This window comes from Amycolatopsis kentuckyensis, from assembly GCF_041679295.1.
GTDB classification, from domain to species: Bacteria; Actinomycetota; Actinomycetes; order Mycobacteriales; family Pseudonocardiaceae; genus Amycolatopsis; species Amycolatopsis kentuckyensis_A.
Map to the genome: position 1 here is coordinate 386,129 of NZ_JBGDMD010000004.1, position 17,906 is coordinate 404,034.

Genomic DNA, 17,906 nt, shown 5'->3' on the forward strand with positions numbered 1-17,906 from the left:
ATCTCGGCGGCCGACTGCCGCGGTCGGCCGGGGCCGCCTCGCGTCCGGCGTCCCAACCCGGTCCCCGCTCGCGCCCGAGTTGGGCATCATGACGGTATGAGTCTGTCTCCGGCGGATGAGCCGAAGCGGCCGGCGCTCGGACCGGATCAGCCGGAGTGAGCCGGTTCCCCGACCGTGCGCGCTCGCACGCGGTACTGCTGGGAGCCGGCCGGTTCCGGGACCCGGGGCTGACCGGCTTGCCGGCCGTGCACGAAAACCTCCTGGCGCTGCGCAGCCGCTTGACCGATCCCGGCACCGGTGTGTTCGCCGCCGGCAACTGCGTGACGGTCCCCGATGACGCTTCGGTGGCCGAAGCCGGCCGGCTGCTGAACCGGCACGCGGAGCAGGCCCGGGACCTGCTGCTCGTGTACTACGCCGGTCACGGCCTCATCGACGACCGCGGCCGGCTGCACCTGGCGCTGCACCACACCGAGACCTCGTCGCTGAAGTACAGCGCCCTCGCGGTGGACCTGCTGCGGGAGGACGTCGGCGCCAGCCCCGCCGAGGCACGAGTGCTGATCCTCGACTGCTGTTTCGCGGGCCGCGCCATCGACGTGATGGCCGCCGACGCATCCCTGATCGGTGCTCAGCTCGAGGCGGCAGGGACCTACACGCTCGCCTCGACGACCGCGAACGCGCCCGCCTACGCACCACACGGACAGCGGTTCACCGCGTTCACCGGCGCGCTGCTCGACGCGCTGGGCAACGACACCCCGTTGACGATGGACGAGATCTACCTGCGGGTGGACCGGGAACTGGCTGCCCGCAGCCTGCCGCGGCCGCAACGGCGGGCCACCAACACCGCCGGCAGCCTGTGCCTTTCGCGGGGGCCGGGAGAACCGGCGCCACAAGGCGAATCGTCGCCCCGCCAGGTCACATTCCGGCGTGCTCCGGCGGAACTCCGCCGCCGGCAGCGGCAGGTGGCGGTCCGCATGGCCGCCGGGACCAGCGCCCTCACCGCGGCCATGGGCGGGTTGTTCGCCGTGCTGAACCACGACCCGGACTGGCTGTGGGCGATCCTGGTCTTCGGCGGGTCATCCGCACTGTTCGTCCTGCTGATCACGCTGCTGATGACCACGATCACCCCGAAACAGGCCGAACTGGTCATCGACTCGACCGGGATCACCGTCGCGACCGAGCGGCAGCGCTCGACCGTGCGCTGGGCGGACGTCTCCGACGTGGGCCTGCTCCCGTCGCGCGGGGTGAATCCCGCGCTGAAGAAGGTCTATGCCGCCAACCACCTGCTGGTCGTGCGCTACCGGCCGGAGGTGCCGGTTCCCGGGACCCCCGGTCTGTCCCGGCAGCTGCACGATCTGGGCTACGTCACCTTGGGCCCGATCGGTGCTTTCGACGCCGACCAGGAGAACCTGCTCGCCGCGCTCGGCCGCTTCGGCGGCCCTCGGCTGTTCCGGACGGAACGGGAGCTGCTCAGCCGCGATCCCCGGCTGCGGCCGGACCTGATCTGACCCCGGGCCGCACCCGTCCGGAGCGGGTCAGCCGCCGGTGGCCAGGGCGGCGGCCTCGGGACTGTCGAGCCACTCCGCGTAGCTCGGCCCGAGGATGGTCGCGCCCGGGTGGGGGAGGAGGCCGTTCTCGGCGATGCCCGTCACCGTCCGGTCGTCGGTTCGCAGCTTCAGCCTCAGGTCGAAGCGGTCGACGAAGGCGCGGGCGAGGTCGAGCACCTCGGCCGGCTCAGGGCCGGCGATGTCCGGTGTGCGGCCCTGCGCGGGTCCTTCGGCGACCTCGACGAGCGCCGCGGCCACCGTCGTCGCGGCCACGGTCTGCACGCGCAGGTCGAACACCGTCGCGTGGTCGCCGTCGCGGGTCCGGCCGACCAGCTGCCCGGGGAACTCGTGGAAGTGGGTCGCGCGCACGATCGTGGCGGGGACCGGACCCGAACCCGCCGAGCGCTCGTGGTCCACCTTCGCGCGGAAATAGCCGAAACCGGTGTCGTCGATCCCCACGACCGACAGCGTCACGATGTGCCGCACCCCGCGCTCGGCGCCGGCGCGCTGCAGGTTGGCCGCGGCGCCGGTGAAGAACCGCCGGGCCGGCTCCTCGTCCAGGGACGCGGAATTGCTGACGTCGACCACGGCGTCGACGCCGTCCAGGGCGGCGCTCAACCCGGCTTGGTCCAAGAGGTCGACGCTGGTCGGGAGCGCCGCCACCGAGTGGCCGCGCCGGCGAGCCGCGTCGACGACGTGGGGTCCGGCCAGCTCGTCCGCTCCGGCCACGGCGATGCGCACACTCTCTCCTCCCACCACCGCGCGGAGTGCGCGGCCCCTCCAGCGTGCGGGAGCGCGGCCGGTCGCGCACGATGGGGAGCAGGACCGTCCGGGGGGGGGGGGGGGGGGGGGGACTGATGGAACGCTTGCTCGACCACTTCGCGGCCCGGGTCGCCGAGACCCCGGACGCCACGGCTCTCGTGTACGCGGGCGAGCGCATGTCCTTCGCGCAGCTCGACCGCGAGGCCAACCGGGTCGCCCACTACGTCGCCGGGCGGGGCCTGCGAGCCGAAGACCTGGTGGGACTGCGGATGGACCGCGGGTTCGAGATGGCGGTCGGCGCGCTCGGCGTCCTCAAGTCCGGGGCGGCCTGCCTGCCGCTCGATCCGGTGTACCCGGCCGACCTCGTGGCCTGGATGGGCGCGGACGCGGGCGTTTCGCTCGTGCTCACCAACACCACGGAGGTCGCGGACGACGTGCGGCTCCGCGACGCCGTGGCCGGGCAGCCCGATCACGCCCCGGACGTCGAGCTCCGGCCCGAGAACCTCGCCTACGTCATGTACACCTCGGGCTCGTCGGGCAAGCCCAAGCCGGTGGGCGTCGAGCACCGCCACCTCGAGCACGTCTTCGCGGCGTGGGACGAGCTGTTCCGGCTGCGCGAGGAACCGCTGACCTTCGTCTCCGTCATCGGGATCGGCGTCGACCTCTTCTTCGCCGACCTGCTGCGCTCGGTGTTCGCCGGCGGGACGATGGTCATCGCGACCCGCGAGGCGGTGGCCGATCCGGTCGAGCTGCTCGCCGAGTTCCGCCGCCACGGCGGCGACGCGACCGAACTGGTGCCCGCCCAGGCGAAAGCCCTCGGCCGCGCGGGTGAGCTGCCCGCCATGCGGCTGCTGTCGGTCGGCTCGGAGGGGTGGCCCGCGGCCGACTTCCGCGAGCTCGCCGGGCGGCTGCACCCGGACTCGGTGGTGCTCAACGCCTACGGCCTCACCGAGACCACTGTGGACTCCCTCCTGCTGCGTCCGGACGTCGACGTGCTCGGCGACACCGCGATCGTGCCGCTCGGCACGCCGATACCCCGCGTCCACGCGTACGTCCTCGACGATTCGCTCCGGCCGGTCGAGCCGGGCGGGATCGGCGAGCTCTACATCGGCGGCGCGGGCGTGGCCCGCGGGTACCGCGAGCGACCCGCGTTGACCGCGTCGCTGTTCGTCGCGGACCCGTTCGTCGCGGGGGCGCGGATGTACCGCACGGGCGACGTCGTGCGGGCCCGCGCCGACGGCAACCACGACTACCTCGGCCGCAGCACCGACCAGATCGAGCAGCGGGGGCAACGGGTGGAGCTCGGCGCGATCGAGGACGCGCTGCTACGGGAGCCGGGGGTGGTCCGCGCCGCCGCCGCGCTGCGCGACGGGCGGGTGATCGGCTACGTCGTGGGCCCCGCCGACGCCGGGCACCTGCGGTCCGCGCTCGCCGGCCGGTTGCCCGCGCACCTGGTCCCGCATCGGGTGCTCGTCCTCGACCGGATGCCGTTGCTGCCCAACGGGAAGCTGAACCGTCGCGAGCTGCCTGCGCCCGACGCGTGATGTCGTCCGGCAAGGGCTAGCGCAGCGCCCACTGCTGGTTCGCCTGCCCGCTGCACGTCCAGAGAACCAGCTGGGTGCCGTTGGCCGTTCCCTGGCCGTACGCGTCGAGGCACAGTCCTGATTGGACTCCGGTGATCGTGCCGTTCGCCGAAACCGTCCACTGCTGGTTCGTCTGGCCGTGGCAGTCCCAGACGATCACCGGGGTTCCGTTGGCCGTTCCGTGGCCCGATGCGTCCAGGCACTTCGTCCCGCCGACCGTCAGCTGCTGGCCCGTACGGGTCCATGCCTGGCCGGCCTGGCCGCCGCAGTCCTGCAGCCGCACCTGGGTTCCGTGGGCCGCGCTCGCGGCGTCGACGCAGCGGCCCGACTGCGTGCCGACGATCTGCTGTGCCGGGGAGGTCCCCGGGGTGCCGATGCTCCCCGGTACCGACTGCAGCGCGCGGAACCACGTGGCGGCCATCTTGTCGTAGCCGGTGGCCGTGGGGTGGACGCCGTCGATCAGGTCGGCCGTGGTCAGCGCCGAGTGCATGTCCACCAGGTGCACGCGCTTTCCCGCGTTCTGGTTGCTCTGCACGATGCCGGGGATGGCGGAGTTGAACGTCCGGGCCGCGGACTCCTGGCCGGAGTTGGCGAGCGGGATGATCGTCGCGACGAAGACCTCGGCGTCCGGTGCGGTCGCGGTGATGTGGTCGATCAGCCCGGACAGCCGGGCCGGCGCGCGGCCGACGTCGTAGTTCTGCAGGACGTCGTTCGTGCCGATGTGCAGCAGGACCGTGTGCGATCCGGTGTTCCGCAGCCAGGTCACGATGTTCGCGTCGATCTGGTCGATGCGCCAGCCCGGGTGGCCCTCGTGGTCGTGGTCGCCGAGGGCGGCCGGCCCGTTGTACTGCGAGCCGGTGAAGTCGACGCGGTAGCCGCCCGCGCTCAGGCGTTGCCACAGCCCGATCCGGTACCCGCCGGGCACTTGCGTGCCTTCGGTGATGGAGTCGCCCAGCGGCATGACCCGCACCCCGCCGTTGGAATCGGCGGCCGCCGGCGTGCCCGGGAGCAACGCGCTCAGGAACAGGGCCGTGACGGCCGCGATGAGCCGGATTCTCATGGTTCTCCTCGATCGGTCAGCCGAAGGTCCACTTTTGGTTCGCTTGCCCGGTGCACGTCCAGAGCCGGACGGCGGTGCCGTTGGCGGTACCGCCGTCGGTCACGTCCAGGCAGAGTCCGGATTGGACACCGGTGACGGCACCGGCCGCGGTGACCTGCCAGCGCTGGTTGGCGCCGCCGTTGCAGGTCCAGACGACGACCTTGGTGCCCGGCGTGGTGCCCTGCCCGGAGGCGTCCAGGCACCGGGTGCTGTCTCCGCTGTAGACGGTCAGTTCCCCGGCGGTGGTCCGGGTCCAGGACTGGTTGGTGCCGCCGTTGCAGGTCCACACGACGACCGTGGTGCCCGGGGTGGTGGCGGCGCCGTTGACGTCCAGGCACTTGCCCACGCCGGCCGCGCGCACCGGGCTCGCGGCCGGGCCGGTCCCGCGCGGGCCCGCGGCGGCGATGACCTGCTGGGCACCCGTTGGCCAGTTCGTGCCGCTCACCTGGACGTTGCCGCTCAGGACGTTGTTGTGCGGCGGTCCGGTGGCGACGTTGGTCGCGCCGCCGTTGAACCAGTTGCCGCCGAAGGTGCTGTCGTTGGTGTTGTTGCTGCCGCTGGCGTTGGTGAAGGCCCAGACCCCGGAGTCCTGGATCACGTTGGCGGTCAGGGAAACGTAGCGGGATCCCTCGTCCAGGTAGAGGCCGACCGTGCGGTTGTTGTCGTAGACGTGGTTGTGGTCGATCGAGCTGCCCGGGTTCGCGGAGAGGTTGTAGATGCTGCCGCCGTCGTGCATGAGCTTCTTCGTGCCGTGCACCCGGTTGTAGCTGACGACGGTGTCGCGCAACGTCGTCGCGGTGGAGTACACGGGCTGGTAGTCGTACAGGCCGCGGTTGCGGTAGTCCTGGCTGCCGCCCGGGTCGTTCGCGCCCCAGCCCCAGCCGACGTCGATCCCGTCGTAGGTCAGGTTCGCGACGTCGTTGTGCGTGATCACGGCGTGCGTCACGTAGGTCGAAAGGATGCCGGCCATTTCCCGGTAGTCCAGCGCGACCCGGCTGATCGTGTTGTCCGACAACGTGATGTCGCGGTTGGTCATCGCGGGGTTCGCCGGGTGGTGGGCGTCCGGGCGCACGCCGCCGACGACGATGCCCGCGCCCGAGTCCTCGGTGAACGTGTTGTGGTCCACGGTGATCGACGACGCCCCGAGGCCGACCCCGGACGCGTGCGCGTTCGCGTCGTTGCCGATGCCGAGCGCCACCTGACCGAGGTGGGTGAAGGTGTTGCCGCTGAACGTGATCCCGGTGGCGGCCGAGACCTGGACGGCGGCCGGGGCCTGCGCCCAGCCGTTGCGGGCGCCCTCGAACAGCGGGCAGCCCGACTGGCACGAGCTCAGGAAGTCACCCGGCATCGGCGCCGCGGCCGGGAGGTACGTGCCGCTCTGCTGGTCGGCGTAGCCGACCGACGTGCCCGGCGTGAGCCACGTCGTGTGCTCGAAGTGCAGTCCGTTGAAAGCGAGGCCCCGCACCGGGTCGTCGTAGCTGCCGCTGATCCGCAGCAGGGACGTCAGCCGCGGCAGCTCGACGTCGTGGCTGCCGGGGACCCACCCGCCGGGTGCCTTGTAGTAGAGCCGCCCGGCCTGCGGGTCCAGGTACCACTGGCCGGTGTTCTTGAGGAACGAGTAGGAGTTCTCCAGGTACAGCTGGCCGCCGCCGAAGGGCTTGGCGAGGGTGTCGTAGCCCCAGTTGTTGTTGTTCCACGCCGGTTGCTGCATGACGATCGACGTGCCGCTGACGTGGTCGACGGGGGAGTACCGGTCGGTGAAGGAGTTCTGGCTCTCCACCTCGATCCGGTTCTGCTGCGGCAGCGTCGCGAGGTAGTTCAGCGCGGAGTTGACGATGGTCAGGCCGGCCGTCGTGACCTGCACATCACTGCGGGAAATCGGGATCGACGCGCGCGGCGCCAAAGCCCCGTCCACGAACAGCTGCCGGGAGTCGGAGCCTGGCGGCACGGACGCGACCCAGATGTTCTGGTTCGCGTCCTGCACCGTCCAGCCGGTGACCGGCGAGCCGCCGGAGAGGATCGGCGTCTGGCCCGCCGCGGCCTGCCAGGTGACGGTGTGGCCGTTCTGGCCGGAGTCGGCGCTGGTGAACGTCAGCGGGGCGGCGAGCCGGTAGGTGCCGCCGGCGAGCTCCACGACGACGTCGCCGGCGGCCGCCCGGTCGCGGGCCAGCTGCTGCGCCTTGGCCGGGGTGGCGACGGGCCGCTCGGGGGTGCCGGGGTTGGCGTCGTCACCGTCCGGGGCCACGGCGATGATGGCGGTCGCGGCGTGGGCGGGCGGCGCGGCGAGCGCGGTCACCACGAGGGCGGCCGCGAGCGCGGCGGCCACGGATCGGGTGCGCGGCGGCATGGCGGCTACCTCCCGGGGGACGACAGATGTGTGTGACTCATGCCAGGCCATGGTCCCCGCCGCGCCGGCGGATCAGCACAGCCTTCGCACCGCTCGACTTCCCACCTGCGGGAACGCATGTAAGTTTCATCCCGGTTCCGCGGCTGTTGACTCGGTAACCGGGGCGCGAGGTACAGTCACTGGCCGGCGCCCGCTGAGTCATACTCATCGGGTGACCAGCGACGAGGAAACCGCACCGCCGGCCCCGTACCGGCCGGGCTACGAACTGGTGGCCGAGCAGATCCTGCGGCTCATCGCCGAGCTGGAGCTGCGGCCCGGTGACCGGATGCCGACCGAGGTCGAGCTGGCGGCGCGGATGGGGACCAGCCGGACCGTGGTGCGGGAGGCCGTCAAGATCCTCTCGGCGATCGGCCGGGTACGCGCGCACAAGGGACGTGGGCTGTATGTGTCCGACGACGAGGGCATGCTCGGCGCCTCCCGGTGGGGCGGGTTCTTCCTGCCCGCCGACCTCGACCACGTCTACATGCTCTTCGAGTTCCGCCGGGTGCAGGAGACGGCCGCCGGCCGGCTGGCGGCGGTCAACGCCACCCCGGCCCAGCTGCGCGCGATCGAGGCCGCCGCCGAGACCTGCCGCGACGGTCACCTGACCGGCAGCACGGCGCTGTTCGACCGCGGTGACGACGACTTCCACCTCGGGATCGCCACCGCGTCGCACAACCAGTTCCTCGTCGCGGCCGTGCGCGAGGCCCGCAGCCTGCAACGCCAGTCGAACATCATCGGGATGTCCGGCACGGTCGGCGGGCACGCGGCGGGCGCGATCGAGGAGCACGCCGCGATCTTCCGCGCGATCCGCGACGGCGACCCGGACGCGGCGGCCGACGCGGTCGCCGTCCACCTCGACAACACCCTGGAGGACTACCGCCGCGAGATCCGGCGCCGCGTCTTCGGCTGACGAACTCACTGTGGATTCCCGGAACCTGCTCCGGGAGGCCGACGGTGGGTTCGTTCCTTTGTGGACTCACCGGCGCGATCCGTTGCGCGTGAGTAATTTTCACGATGGATTGACCTTTGCCGCCGGCGGCTCTTATCTTGGCTGTTGTCCGTTCGGTCGGTAACCGGGCGGTTTCGCAGCGCGCACCCCGCGCGCTCCTTGCGCTCCTGAAGAGGAGTACCCGTGACGACGCTGTCTCGTACTCTGCGCGCGGCCCTCCTGCTCGCCGTGCTGCTCCTGGGGGTCGCGACGCCCGTGGCCGCCGCGCCCGCGGCGGCCTTCAAGGTCCTGGTGTTCTCCAAGACCACCGGCTTCCGGCACGACTCCATCCCGGCCGGGATCGCCGCGATCCGGCAACTGGGGCAGCAGAACGACTTCGCGGTCGACGCCACCGAGGACGATTCGGTGTTCACCGACGCCGGCCTGGCCCCGTACGCCGCCGTGGTCTTCCTGTCCACGACCGGCGACCCGGTCGGCACGCAGGCCGGGAAGGACGCCTTCCGGCGGTACATCGAGCGCGGCGGTGGGTTCGCCGGCATCCACGCGGCCTCCGACAGCGGGTACGACTGGGCCTGGTACGGCCAGCTCGTCGGCGCCTACTTCAAGCAGCACCCCTCGCAGCAGAACGCGCTCGTGAAGGTCGAGGACGCGAACCACCCGTCCACGCAGGGCCTGCCGGCGCAGTACCGCCATTTCGACGAGTGGTACGACTTCCGGGCGAACCCGCGCCCGGCCGTCCACGTCCTGACCACAGTGGACGAATCGAGCTACTCGGGCGCCACGATGGGCGCGGACCACCCCACGACGTGGTGCCACGACTTCGACGGCGGCCGCGCCTGGTACACCGGCATGGGCCACACCGCCGAAAGCTTCGGCGAACCGAACTTCCTGCACCTGCTGCTGGGCGGCATCCGCACCGCGGCCGGGGCGGTGCCCGCGAACTGCTCGGTCACCACCACGCCGCCGTCGGGCAAGCAGCTCGTGGGCGCGCAGTCGGGCCGGTGCGTGGAGGTGCCGAACGCCTCGACGGCGAACGGGACCCAGGTGCAGCTGCGGGACTGCGTGGCGGGCCAGGCGAACCAGACGTGGACCTACACCGCGGGCAAGCAGCTGACGGTGTACGGGACCAAGTGCCTGGACGCGTCCGGCCGCGGGACGGCCAACGGCACGCCGGTGATCATCTGGGACTGCACCGGGCAACCCAATCAGCAGTGGAATGTTAGCGCGAACACGATCACCGGTGTCCAGTCGAACCTCTGCTTGGACGCGTCCGGCCGCGGCACGGCCAACGGCACGAAGATCATCCTGTGGTCGTGCGGCGGGCAGGCCAACCAGCAGTGGTCCCTGCGCTGAACCGTCCTCGCCACCCCTTCGCCTCGAGGAGAGCCATGTCCGGATTTCCCGCGCTGCGCCGCGGCGCACTGGCGGTGGCCGCGGTCCTGGCCGCCGCCCTGGTCCCGGTGCTCACCACGTCCGTGGCCCCGGCCGCCGCGGCGCTGCCGCCGGACTCGAAGTTCCAGAAGGTCACCCTGCACACCGAGACCGGCAACCCGATGGCGCTGGACGTCGCCCCGGACGGACGGGTCTTCTACATCGACCGGCTCGGTGACGTGAAAGTCGTCAAACCCAACGGCACCACGGTTCTCTCGACGCACCTGAACGTCTTCACGGCCAACGAGTCCGGCGGCCTCAACATCGCGCTCGACCCGGGGTTCGCCACCAACCAGTGGGTGTACGTCTACTACTCGCCGAACAACGCCGGCAACGTCGACCGGCTGAGCCGGTTCACCGTCGGCGGCGACACCATCGACCAGTCGACCGAGAAGGTCGTGCTGGACGTGCCGGTGCAGCGCGCCGAATGCTGCCACCACGGCGCCGGCCTGGTCATCGACAAGAAGAACGGGAACCTGTGGTTGTCGCTGGGGGACAACACGAACCCGTTCGCCTCGGACGGCTACAGCCCGCTCGACCAGCGATCAGGACGCGCCTACTGGGACGCCGAACGCACCGCCGGCAACACCAACAGCCTGTCGGGCAAGGTCCTGCGGATCCACCCGGAGGCCAACGGGACCTACACGATCCCCGCCGGCAACCTGTTCGCGCCCGGCACGGCGAACACCCGCCCGGAGATCTACACGATGGGGGAGCGCAACCCGTTCCGGATGGGCCTCGACCCGAAGACCGGCTACCCCCTGGTCGCCAACTACGGCCCGGACGCCCCGAACGCCAGCTCGGCCCGCGGTCCGCAGAACACCGTGGAGTGGGACGTCGTCAGCAAGCCGGGCAACGCCGGCTGGCCGTTCTGCGTCGGGCCGAACCTGGCCTACAACCAGTACAACTTCGCCACCGGCGCGTCCGGGCCGCAGTTCGACTGCGCCGGCGGGCCTGCCAACAGCTCGCCCAACAACACCGGGCTGACGAAGCTGCCCCCGGCCATCCCGGCCCAGGTGTATTACCACTACACCGCCGACCCGGCGCACTTCCCGCAGCTGTCCGGCGGCGCGCCGATGGCCGGGCCGGTCTACCGGTTCGACCCGAACCTCGCCTCTGCTCGCAAGTGGCCGGTGGACTTCGACGGCCGCGCGGTCTTCGCCGAGTGGAACACCAGCTCGATGTTCACCTTCCAGCTCGACAGCGGCGGTACGAACGTCACCTCGATCGACCCGCTGCTGCCTTCGATGAAGTTCAACCGCCCCATGGACTTCGAATTCGGCCCGGACGGCGCGCTCTACGTCGTCGAGTGGGGCACCGGGTACGGCGGCGGCAACAGCGACGCGGCCATCGTCCGCGTCGACTACCTCGGCGGCGGCTCGGCCGCGCCGGTCGCGAAGGCCGCGGCCGACCGCACCAGCGGGCCCGCCCCGCTGACCGTGACCTTCTCCAGCGCCGGTTCGGCCGACCCGGGCGGGTCGGCGCTGCGGTACAGCTGGAACTTCGGGGACGGCACCACGTCCACCGCGGCGAACCCGAGCCACACCTACGCCGCCGGCACCTACACCGCCGTGCTGACCGTGACCAACTCCGCCGGGGCCGCCGGGACCGCGAGCGTCGCCGTCACCGCGGGCAACACGGCGCCGGCCGTCACCATCACCACCCCACCGTCCGGCGGGCTGTTCGACTGGGGCGACACGGTGGACTTCGCCGTCACGGTAAGCGACCCGGAGGACGGGACGATCGACTGCGCGCAGGTGACCGTCCAGGCCTACCTCGGACACGACGAGCACGGGCACCCGCTCGACCAGTACCACGGCTGCACCGCCCGCGTGCAGACCACGCTTTCCTCGGGGCACAGCGAAAACGACAACATCTTCTACGTCGTCGAAGCGTCCTACACCGACAAGGGCGGCGCCGGGGGAGCCGGCCCGCTCACCGGGCGCTCACAGGTGATCCTGCAACCCAAGATGAAGCAGGCCGAGTTCTTCACCGCGACCGGCCGGACCGCCGACGGGAAGGGCACGGACACCGCGGGCGTCACCGTGGAGGCCGCCACCGACCCGCAGGGCGGCGGCAGCAGCGCGGCGTTCGTCCAGGACGGCGACTGGTGGTCCTTCGACCCGATCGCCCTGGACAACACCACCGGCTTCCACGTCCGGGCGTCCTCGGGCGGCTCCGGGGGAACGCTCGAGGTGCGCCGCAACGCGCCGGACGGCGCCCTGGTCGCCTCGGTGCCGATCACCGGCACCGGTGGCTGGCAGACCTGGCAGGACTTCGCGGTCAGCCTGGCGAACCCGCCCACCGGCACCGGGAAGCTTTACTTCGTGGCCCGCAACCCCGCGGGCCAGAGCGGAGCCGCCTACCTGTTCAACGTCAACTGGGTCCACTTCACCGGCTCGGGCGTCGGCCAACCCGGCACGACGCCGTCGGGCAAGCAGATCGTGGGGACGCCGTCCGGCCGGTGCGTGGAGGTGCCGAACTCCTCGACGGCCAACGGGACCCAGGTGCAGCTGCGGGACTGCGGCCAGGCCGCCAACCAGCAATGGACCTACTCCAGCACGAAGCAGCTGGTGGTCTACGGGAACAAGTGCCTGGACGCGTCCGGCCAGGGCACCGCCAACGGCACGCAGGTGATCATCTGGGACTGCCACAACCAGGTGAACCAGCAGTGGAACGTCAACGCCAACGGCACGATCACCGGCGTCCAGTCCGGGCTGTGCGTCGACGCGAACGCCCAGGGCACGGCCAACGGCACGAAGATCATCCTCTGGTCCTGCGGTGGCCAGGCCAACCAGCAGTGGAGCCTCCGATGAAACGTCTGCTCGCGTTCCTCCTCCTTCTGCCGCTGGCGGTGGTGTTCGCGGCCACCCCGCCGGCCGGGGCCGCCGCGCTAACCCGCGTCACCGGGTTCGGCGCCAACCCCACCAACCTCGGCATGTACCTGTACGTGCCGGACACCGTGGCGCCCAAGCCGGCCCTGCTCGTGCTGGTGCACTACTGCAGCGGTTCGGCGAGCGCGATCTTCAACGGCAACGGGCACGACTTCGCGACGGCGGCCGACCGCTACGGCTACCTCGTCGTCGTCCCGGAAGCGACCCGGGACGGGCACTGCTTCGACGTGTCCACGAAGGCGGGCCTGACGCGCGACGGCGGCAGCGACACCACCGGCATCATGGCGATGGTGGCCTGGACCCGCCAGCACTACAACGTGGACCCCGGCCGGATCGTCGTCAGCGGCTTCTCTTCGGGCGCCATGATGACCAACGTCCTCGCCGCGGAGTACCCCGACGTCTTCTCCGCCGGTGCCGCGTTCTCCGGCGTGCCCGCCGGGTGTTTCGCGACCACCGACGGCTCGCTCTGGAACAGCCAGTGCGCGGGCGGGAACGTCGTCAAGTCCGCGCAGCAGTGGGCGGACCAGGCCCACGCCATGTACCCCGGCTACACCGGCACGTACCCGCGGATGCAGCTCTGGCACGGCAACCAGGACACCACCCTGGCCTACCCGAACTACGGCGAAGAGATCAAGCAGTGGACCGCGCTGCGCGGGCTGGGCCAGACGCCGTCCTTCACCGACCACCCGCAGTCGTCGTGGACGCGGAACCGCTACGGCGGCACCGGTACCCAGGCGCCGGTCGAGGGCATCACGATCGCCGGCACCGGCCACACCCTGCCGCAGGCGGGAATGCTCGCGTACACCATCGCCTTCCTCGGGCTCGACGGCGGCGGGAGCGGGACCGCCGGCGCGCCGGTGCGTTCGGTGGCCGCGGGCCGGTGCCTGGACGTGCCGGGCCAGTCGGCCACCCAGGGCACGCGCCTGCAGGTCTGGGACTGCCACGGCGGCTCGAACCAGACGTGGACGGCCACTTCGGCCGGCGAGCTGACCGTCTATTCCGGTGGCTCGCTGCGCTGCCTGGACGCCGAGGGCGCCGGGACCACGCCCGGCACCGCCGCGATCATCTGGGCGTGCCACGGCGGCGCCAACCAGCAGTGGCGGATCGGCTCCGACGGCTCGATCACCGCGACGCAGTCGGGGCTCTGCCTGGAGCTCGCGGGCGCGACCGCGAACGGCACCGCCGTCCGGCTCGGGACCTGCACCCACGCCACCACCCAGCAATGGACCCGGAACTGACCGGGGAAAGGAGCGCCACGATGATGTTCAGACGTCTGCTCACGTGCGCCGCGATCGGTGCGCTGCTGACGACGCCCGGGATCGGCACCGCGCAAGCCGCCGTTCCCGGCGGGCCGGCGCAGTCGGTGGCCGCCGCGGGCACCGCGGGCTGTGGCCAGGCCCCCGGGCTGGCGAGCGGCAGCCACACCATCTCCAGCGGCGGCCAGAACCGCAGCTACCTCCTGCGGGTGCCGGCGAATTACGACAACGCGCACCCGTACCGGCTGTTCGTCGGGCTGCACTGGCGCGGTGGCACGGCCAACGACGTCGACTCGGGCGGGACCGACGGCTACAACTGGTCCTACTACGGGCTTCGGCGGCTCGCGGACAGCGCGGGCAACAACACGATCTTCGTGGCGCCGCAGGGCAACGGCAACGGCTGGGCCAACCCCGGCGGCCAGGACGTCACCTTCATCGACGACCTGTTGAGGCAGCTCGAGGCGGCGTTGTGCGTCGACACCTCGCAGGTGTTCGCGGGCGGGTTCAGCTACGGCGGCGCGATGAGCTACGCGCTCGCGTGCGCGCGGCCGACGGTCTTCCGCGCGGTCGCCGTCTACTCCGGGGCCAACCTCAGCGGGTGCAGCGGCGGCACCCAGCCGGTCGCGTACATCGGGATGCACGGCATCGGGGACAACGTCCTGCCCATCGCGTCCGGGCGGTCGCTGCGTGACCAGTTCGTCCGCAACAACGGCTGCACCGCGCAGAACCCGCCCGAGCCCGCGAGCGGCAGCCGGACGCACATCGTCACCGCCTACTCGGGCTGCCGGGCCGGCTACCCGGTGGTCTGGGCCGCGTTCGACGGCGGCCACGACCCCGGCCCGCGCGACGGCTGCACCTGCAGCGGCTGGCAGACCTGGACCTCGGGCGAGGTGTGGAAGTTCCTCACGCAGTTCGACTCGTCGACCCCGCCGTCCGGGGCGCCGGTGCAGGTCGGGGTGAACTACACCGTGACGGCCGAGCACAGCGGCAAGCTCCTGGACATCAGCGGTGTCTCCACCGCCGCCGGCGCCGCGCTGCAGCAGTGGACGGCCACCGGCGGGCAGAACCAGCAGTTCGACTTCCTGGACTCCGGCGACGGCTACTACCGCGTCCGGGCCCGGCACAGCGGCCTGGTGCTCCAGGTGGCCGGGTCCGCGACCGGCGCGGTCATCAGCCAGCAACCCGACTCCGGTGCCGCGGCGCAGCAGTGGCGGGTCACCGACCTGGGTGGCGGCGTGGTCAGCCTGGTCAACCGGCTGAGCGGCCTGGCGATGGACGTCTGGGAAGCCTCGACCGCCGACGGCGCGCGGGTGTCCCAATGGACGAACACCGGTGCCGCCAATCAGCGGTTCCGGATCCAACGCGCCTGAGGCGGCCATATCCTCGGGTGAGCCCACGAAGACAACGACGTCTTGGGAGAGCGAACGTGTCCATCACCGAGTCACCAGAACTCCGTCCGACCCTGGCCGATGTCGCGCGGGCGGCCGGGGTGTCGACCGCCACCGCGTCCCGCGTGCTCAACGGTTTCGCCCGGGTGCGGCCGAAAACGCGGCAGCAGGTCGAGTCGGCGATGTCGGAGCTGGGCTACGCGCGCCAGCGGGCCGCCCGGGCGGCCGCCGGGCCCACCGGGTCGGTCGCGCTGGTGGTGTGCGAGGAGGTGCCGCGGCTGTTCGCCGATCCGTACTTCGCCCGCGTCGCGGCCGGGGTCGGCAAGGCGTTGAGCGGCGTCGGGCTGCAGCTGGTGCTGCTCACCGTGCCGGCGACGGAGAACTACCAGGCTCCGGTGGTGCGGTACCTCGACGGCGGGCACGTCGACGGCGCGCTGGTGATCGGGATGCACGGGCGTCGCCCGCTCGACCTGGGCTGGCTCGGCATCCCGGTGGTGTTCGGCGGCCGGCCGGTCTGCGGGCGGGAGCCCGGCCGGTTCTCTTACGTCGACGTGGACAACCGGGGTGGTGCCCGGCGGGCCACCCAGCGCTTCCTGGACGCGGGCCGGCGGACCGTGGCGACCATCGCCGGCCCGCAGGACATGACGGCCGGGGTGGACCGGCTGCTCGGCTACCGGCAGGCGGTGGCGGGTGCCGGTCACGGCGACCGGGGGCTGGTGGTGTTCGGGGATTTCGGGCAGGCCTCCGGTGAGCACGCGACCGCGCGGCTGCTGGACCGCCGGCCGAACGTCGATGCCATTTTCGCCGCGTCGGACATGATGGCGGTCGGCGCGATGCGGGCGTTGCGGCGGGCGGGCCGGCGGGTGCCCGGCGACGTGGCGGTGATCGGGTTCGACGACCTGCCGATCGGGCGCCGCACGGATCCGCCGTTGACGACCGTGCGGCAGCCCATCGAGGAGATGGGGGCCCGGATGACGGCGGAGCTGCTGGCGATGCTCGGCGGCTCGGGCGGGCCGCGCTGCGCGGTGCTGGACACCGAGCTGGTCACGCGCATCTCCGGCTGAACGCCGATTTGTGTTAGCGCTAACAATCGTATCGCGGCGAGATCCGCGGTGCCCGAAGGAGGATTCGTGACCACTCGAGTCAACCCGGTGCGGGCCGTGCTGGTCCTGGCTGTGCTGGTGGCGGCCGCGCTGGCCGGCGCGGTACCGGCGGCCGCGGCGACGACCTCGCTCACGAGCGCGGCGTCGGGCCGGTGCCTGAACGTGGCGGGCGGCGCCGACGCACCGGGCACGGCGCTGGAGATCCGGGACTGCACCGGCCAGGCGAGCCAGGCCTTCGAATTCACCGCCGCCGGTGAGCTGCGCGCGCTGAACGGGACGCGGTGCGTGGACGCGTACGGCAACCAGACGGCGCCCGGGACGGCGGTGATCATCTGGTCCTGCACCGGCGGGGCGAACCAGCAGTGGCGGCAGAACTCCGACGGGACGATCACCGGTGTCCAGTCCGGGCTGTGCGTCGACGTCAACGGCGCCGGGACCGCCAACGGCACCGCGGTCATCCTGTGGACGTGCCACGGCCAGAGCAACCAGCGGTGGACGACCGGAACCACCCCGCCCGCCGGCGCGGGCCCGTGCGACATCTACTCGTCGGGCGGCACGCCGTGCGTCGCCGCGCACAGCACGGTACGCGCGCTGTACCGGTCCTACGGCGGGAAGCTGTACCAGGTCCGGCGCGCGTCCGACAACGGGACCCGAGACGTCGGCGTCCTGACGGCGGGCGGTGCCGCCGACGCCGCGGCCCAGGATTCCTTCTGCGGTGGCACTTCCTGCGTCATCACGGTGGTCTACGACCAGTCCGGGCGGGGGAACGACCTGTGGTACCAGGGGTCGAGCGTGGTGCCGGGCTCCAGCCAGAGCAGCCCCGCGAAGGCGACCACGGAGTCGCTCACGGTCGGCGGCAGCAAGGCGTATTCGCTGTACATCAACCCGGGCAACAGCTACTGGCGTGACGGTCACCTGACCGGCGTGCCCACCGGCAGCGCGCCGGAGGGCATGTACATGGTGACCAGCGGGACCCACGTCAACAGCGGCTGCTGCTTCGACTACGGCAACAGCGAAACGACCCGCAAGGCCGACGCGGCCGGCGCCATGGACGCGCTCAACTTCGGCAAGCAGTGCTGGTTCGGCGGCTGCTCCGGAACCGGCCCGTGGGTGCAGGCCGATCTGGAGTGGGGGCTCTACCCCGGCGGCAGCCAGACGTGGAACCCGAACCAGCGGGCGTTCGGCAGCAAGTTCGTCACGGCGGTGCTGAAGAACAACGGGACGTCCCGGTTCGCGATCAAGGGCAGCGACGCCCAGTCCGGCGGCCTCACGACGTTGTGGGACGGCGGGCTCCCGAGCGGGTACAGCCCGATGAAGAAGCAGGGCGCGATCGTCCTGGGCAGCGGCGGCGACTGCTGCAAGCCGGGCGGGGGCGCGAACCTGAGCGCCGGGACGTTCTACGAAGGGGCGATGGTCGCCGGGTATCCGTCCGACGCGACGGAGAACGCGGTGCAGGCGAACATCGTCGCCGCCGGCTATCGCTGAGGCCACCTTCCGGGGAGAACCGA

General features: G+C 71.8%; 12 protein-coding genes. 9 read left to right on the top strand and 3 right to left on the bottom strand.

Annotation, left to right across the window (positions count from 1 at the left end; genetic code table 11):
- Window positions 1–155 precede the first annotated feature (155 nt).
- Window positions 156–1,505 (top strand): caspase, EACC1-associated type, encoded by a 1,350-nt coding sequence (locus ACERZO_RS18645; RefSeq protein WP_372665945.1) that lies wholly within the window; start codon window positions 156–158, stop codon window positions 1,503–1,505.
- A 27-nt stretch (window positions 1,506–1,532) separates the two neighbouring features.
- On the opposite strand, the gene ACERZO_RS18650 is transcribed toward ACERZO_RS18645, so the two are convergent.
- A complete protein-coding gene (locus ACERZO_RS18650; protein ID WP_372665946.1) occupies window positions 1,533–2,285 on the bottom strand; it encodes an SDR family oxidoreductase in 753 nt (250 codons plus the stop codon).
- A 116-nt stretch (window positions 2,286–2,401) separates the two neighbouring features.
- On the opposite strand from ACERZO_RS18650, the gene ACERZO_RS18655 reads away from it, so the two are divergent.
- Window positions 2,402–3,850, top strand: a complete 1,449-nt coding sequence (locus ACERZO_RS18655) for an amino acid adenylation domain-containing protein (RefSeq protein ID WP_372665947.1) — start codon at window positions 2,402–2,404, stop codon at window positions 3,848–3,850.
- Window positions 3,851–3,866: 16 nt separating this feature from the next.
- Here ACERZO_RS18655 and ACERZO_RS18660 read toward each other — a convergent pair whose 3' ends face one another.
- Both ACERZO_RS18660 and ACERZO_RS18665 read right to left on the bottom strand, forming a co-directional pair.
- Window positions 3,867–4,949 (bottom strand): ricin-type beta-trefoil lectin domain protein, encoded by a 1,083-nt coding sequence (locus tag ACERZO_RS18660; RefSeq protein WP_372665948.1) that lies wholly within the window; start codon window positions 4,947–4,949, stop codon window positions 3,867–3,869.
- A gap of 16 nt (window positions 4,950–4,965) precedes the next feature.
- A complete protein-coding gene (locus ACERZO_RS18665; RefSeq protein WP_372665949.1) occupies window positions 4,966–7,335 on the bottom strand; it encodes an RICIN domain-containing protein in 2,370 nt (789 codons plus the stop codon).
- 211 nt (window positions 7,336–7,546) lie between these two features.
- Here ACERZO_RS18665 and ACERZO_RS18670 point away from each other — a divergent pair, with 211 nt between their 5' ends.
- The 7 genes from ACERZO_RS18670 to ACERZO_RS18700 all read left to right on the top strand — a co-directional run bounded on the left by ACERZO_RS18670 (window position 7,547) and on the right by ACERZO_RS18700 (window position 17,883).
- Window positions 7,547–8,287 (top strand): FadR/GntR family transcriptional regulator, encoded by a 741-nt coding sequence (locus tag ACERZO_RS18670; RefSeq protein ID WP_372665950.1) that lies wholly within the window; start codon window positions 7,547–7,549, stop codon window positions 8,285–8,287.
- A 222-nt stretch (window positions 8,288–8,509) separates the two neighbouring features.
- Window positions 8,510–9,679, top strand: coding sequence for a ThuA domain-containing protein (locus ACERZO_RS18675; RefSeq protein ID WP_372665951.1), 1,170 nt, complete (start codon window positions 8,510–8,512; stop codon window positions 9,677–9,679).
- 35 nt (window positions 9,680–9,714) lie between these two features.
- A complete protein-coding gene (locus ACERZO_RS18680) occupies window positions 9,715–12,573 on the top strand; it encodes a PQQ-dependent sugar dehydrogenase (protein ID WP_372665952.1) in 2,859 nt (952 codons plus the stop codon).
- Window positions 12,570–13,889 (top strand): extracellular catalytic domain type 1 short-chain-length polyhydroxyalkanoate depolymerase, encoded by a 1,320-nt coding sequence (locus ACERZO_RS18685; protein ID WP_372665953.1) that lies wholly within the window; start codon window positions 12,570–12,572, stop codon window positions 13,887–13,889. Before ACERZO_RS18680 ends, ACERZO_RS18685 begins: the two co-directional genes overlap by 4 nt.
- A gap of 23 nt (window positions 13,890–13,912) precedes the next feature.
- On the top strand, window positions 13,913–15,277 hold the full coding sequence (locus ACERZO_RS18690) for an RICIN domain-containing protein (RefSeq protein ID WP_372666422.1): 1,365 nt from the start codon (window positions 13,913–13,915) through the stop codon (window positions 15,275–15,277).
- Window positions 15,278–15,333: 56 nt separating this feature from the next.
- Window positions 15,334–16,359, top strand: coding sequence for a LacI family DNA-binding transcriptional regulator (locus ACERZO_RS18695; RefSeq protein ID WP_372665954.1), 1,026 nt, complete (start codon window positions 15,334–15,336; stop codon window positions 16,357–16,359).
- 66 nt (window positions 16,360–16,425) lie between these two features.
- Entirely contained in the window at window positions 16,426–17,883 is a 1,458-nt protein-coding gene (locus ACERZO_RS18700; RefSeq protein WP_372665955.1) for an arabinofuranosidase catalytic domain-containing protein, read from the top strand.
- Window positions 17,884–17,906: the final 23 nt, after the last annotated feature.

Coding starts and splice junctions, on each gene's coding strand:
- ACERZO_RS18655 (WP_372665947.1), top strand. CDS start 2,402: ATGGAACGCTTGCTCGACCACTTCGCGGCCCGGGTCGCCGAGACCCCG.
- ACERZO_RS18660 (WP_372665948.1), bottom strand. CDS start 4,949: ATGAGAATCCGGCTCATCGCGGCCGTCACGGCCCTGTTCCTGAGCGCG.
- ACERZO_RS18665 (WP_372665949.1), bottom strand. CDS start 7,335: ATGCCGCCGCGCACCCGATCCGTGGCCGCCGCGCTCGCGGCCGCCCTC.
- ACERZO_RS18680 (WP_372665952.1), top strand. CDS start 9,715: ATGTCCGGATTTCCCGCGCTGCGCCGCGGCGCACTGGCGGTGGCCGCG.
- ACERZO_RS18685 (WP_372665953.1), top strand. CDS start 12,570: ATGAAACGTCTGCTCGCGTTCCTCCTCCTTCTGCCGCTGGCGGTGGTG.
- ACERZO_RS18690 (WP_372666422.1), top strand. CDS start 13,913: ATGTTCAGACGTCTGCTCACGTGCGCCGCGATCGGTGCGCTGCTGACG.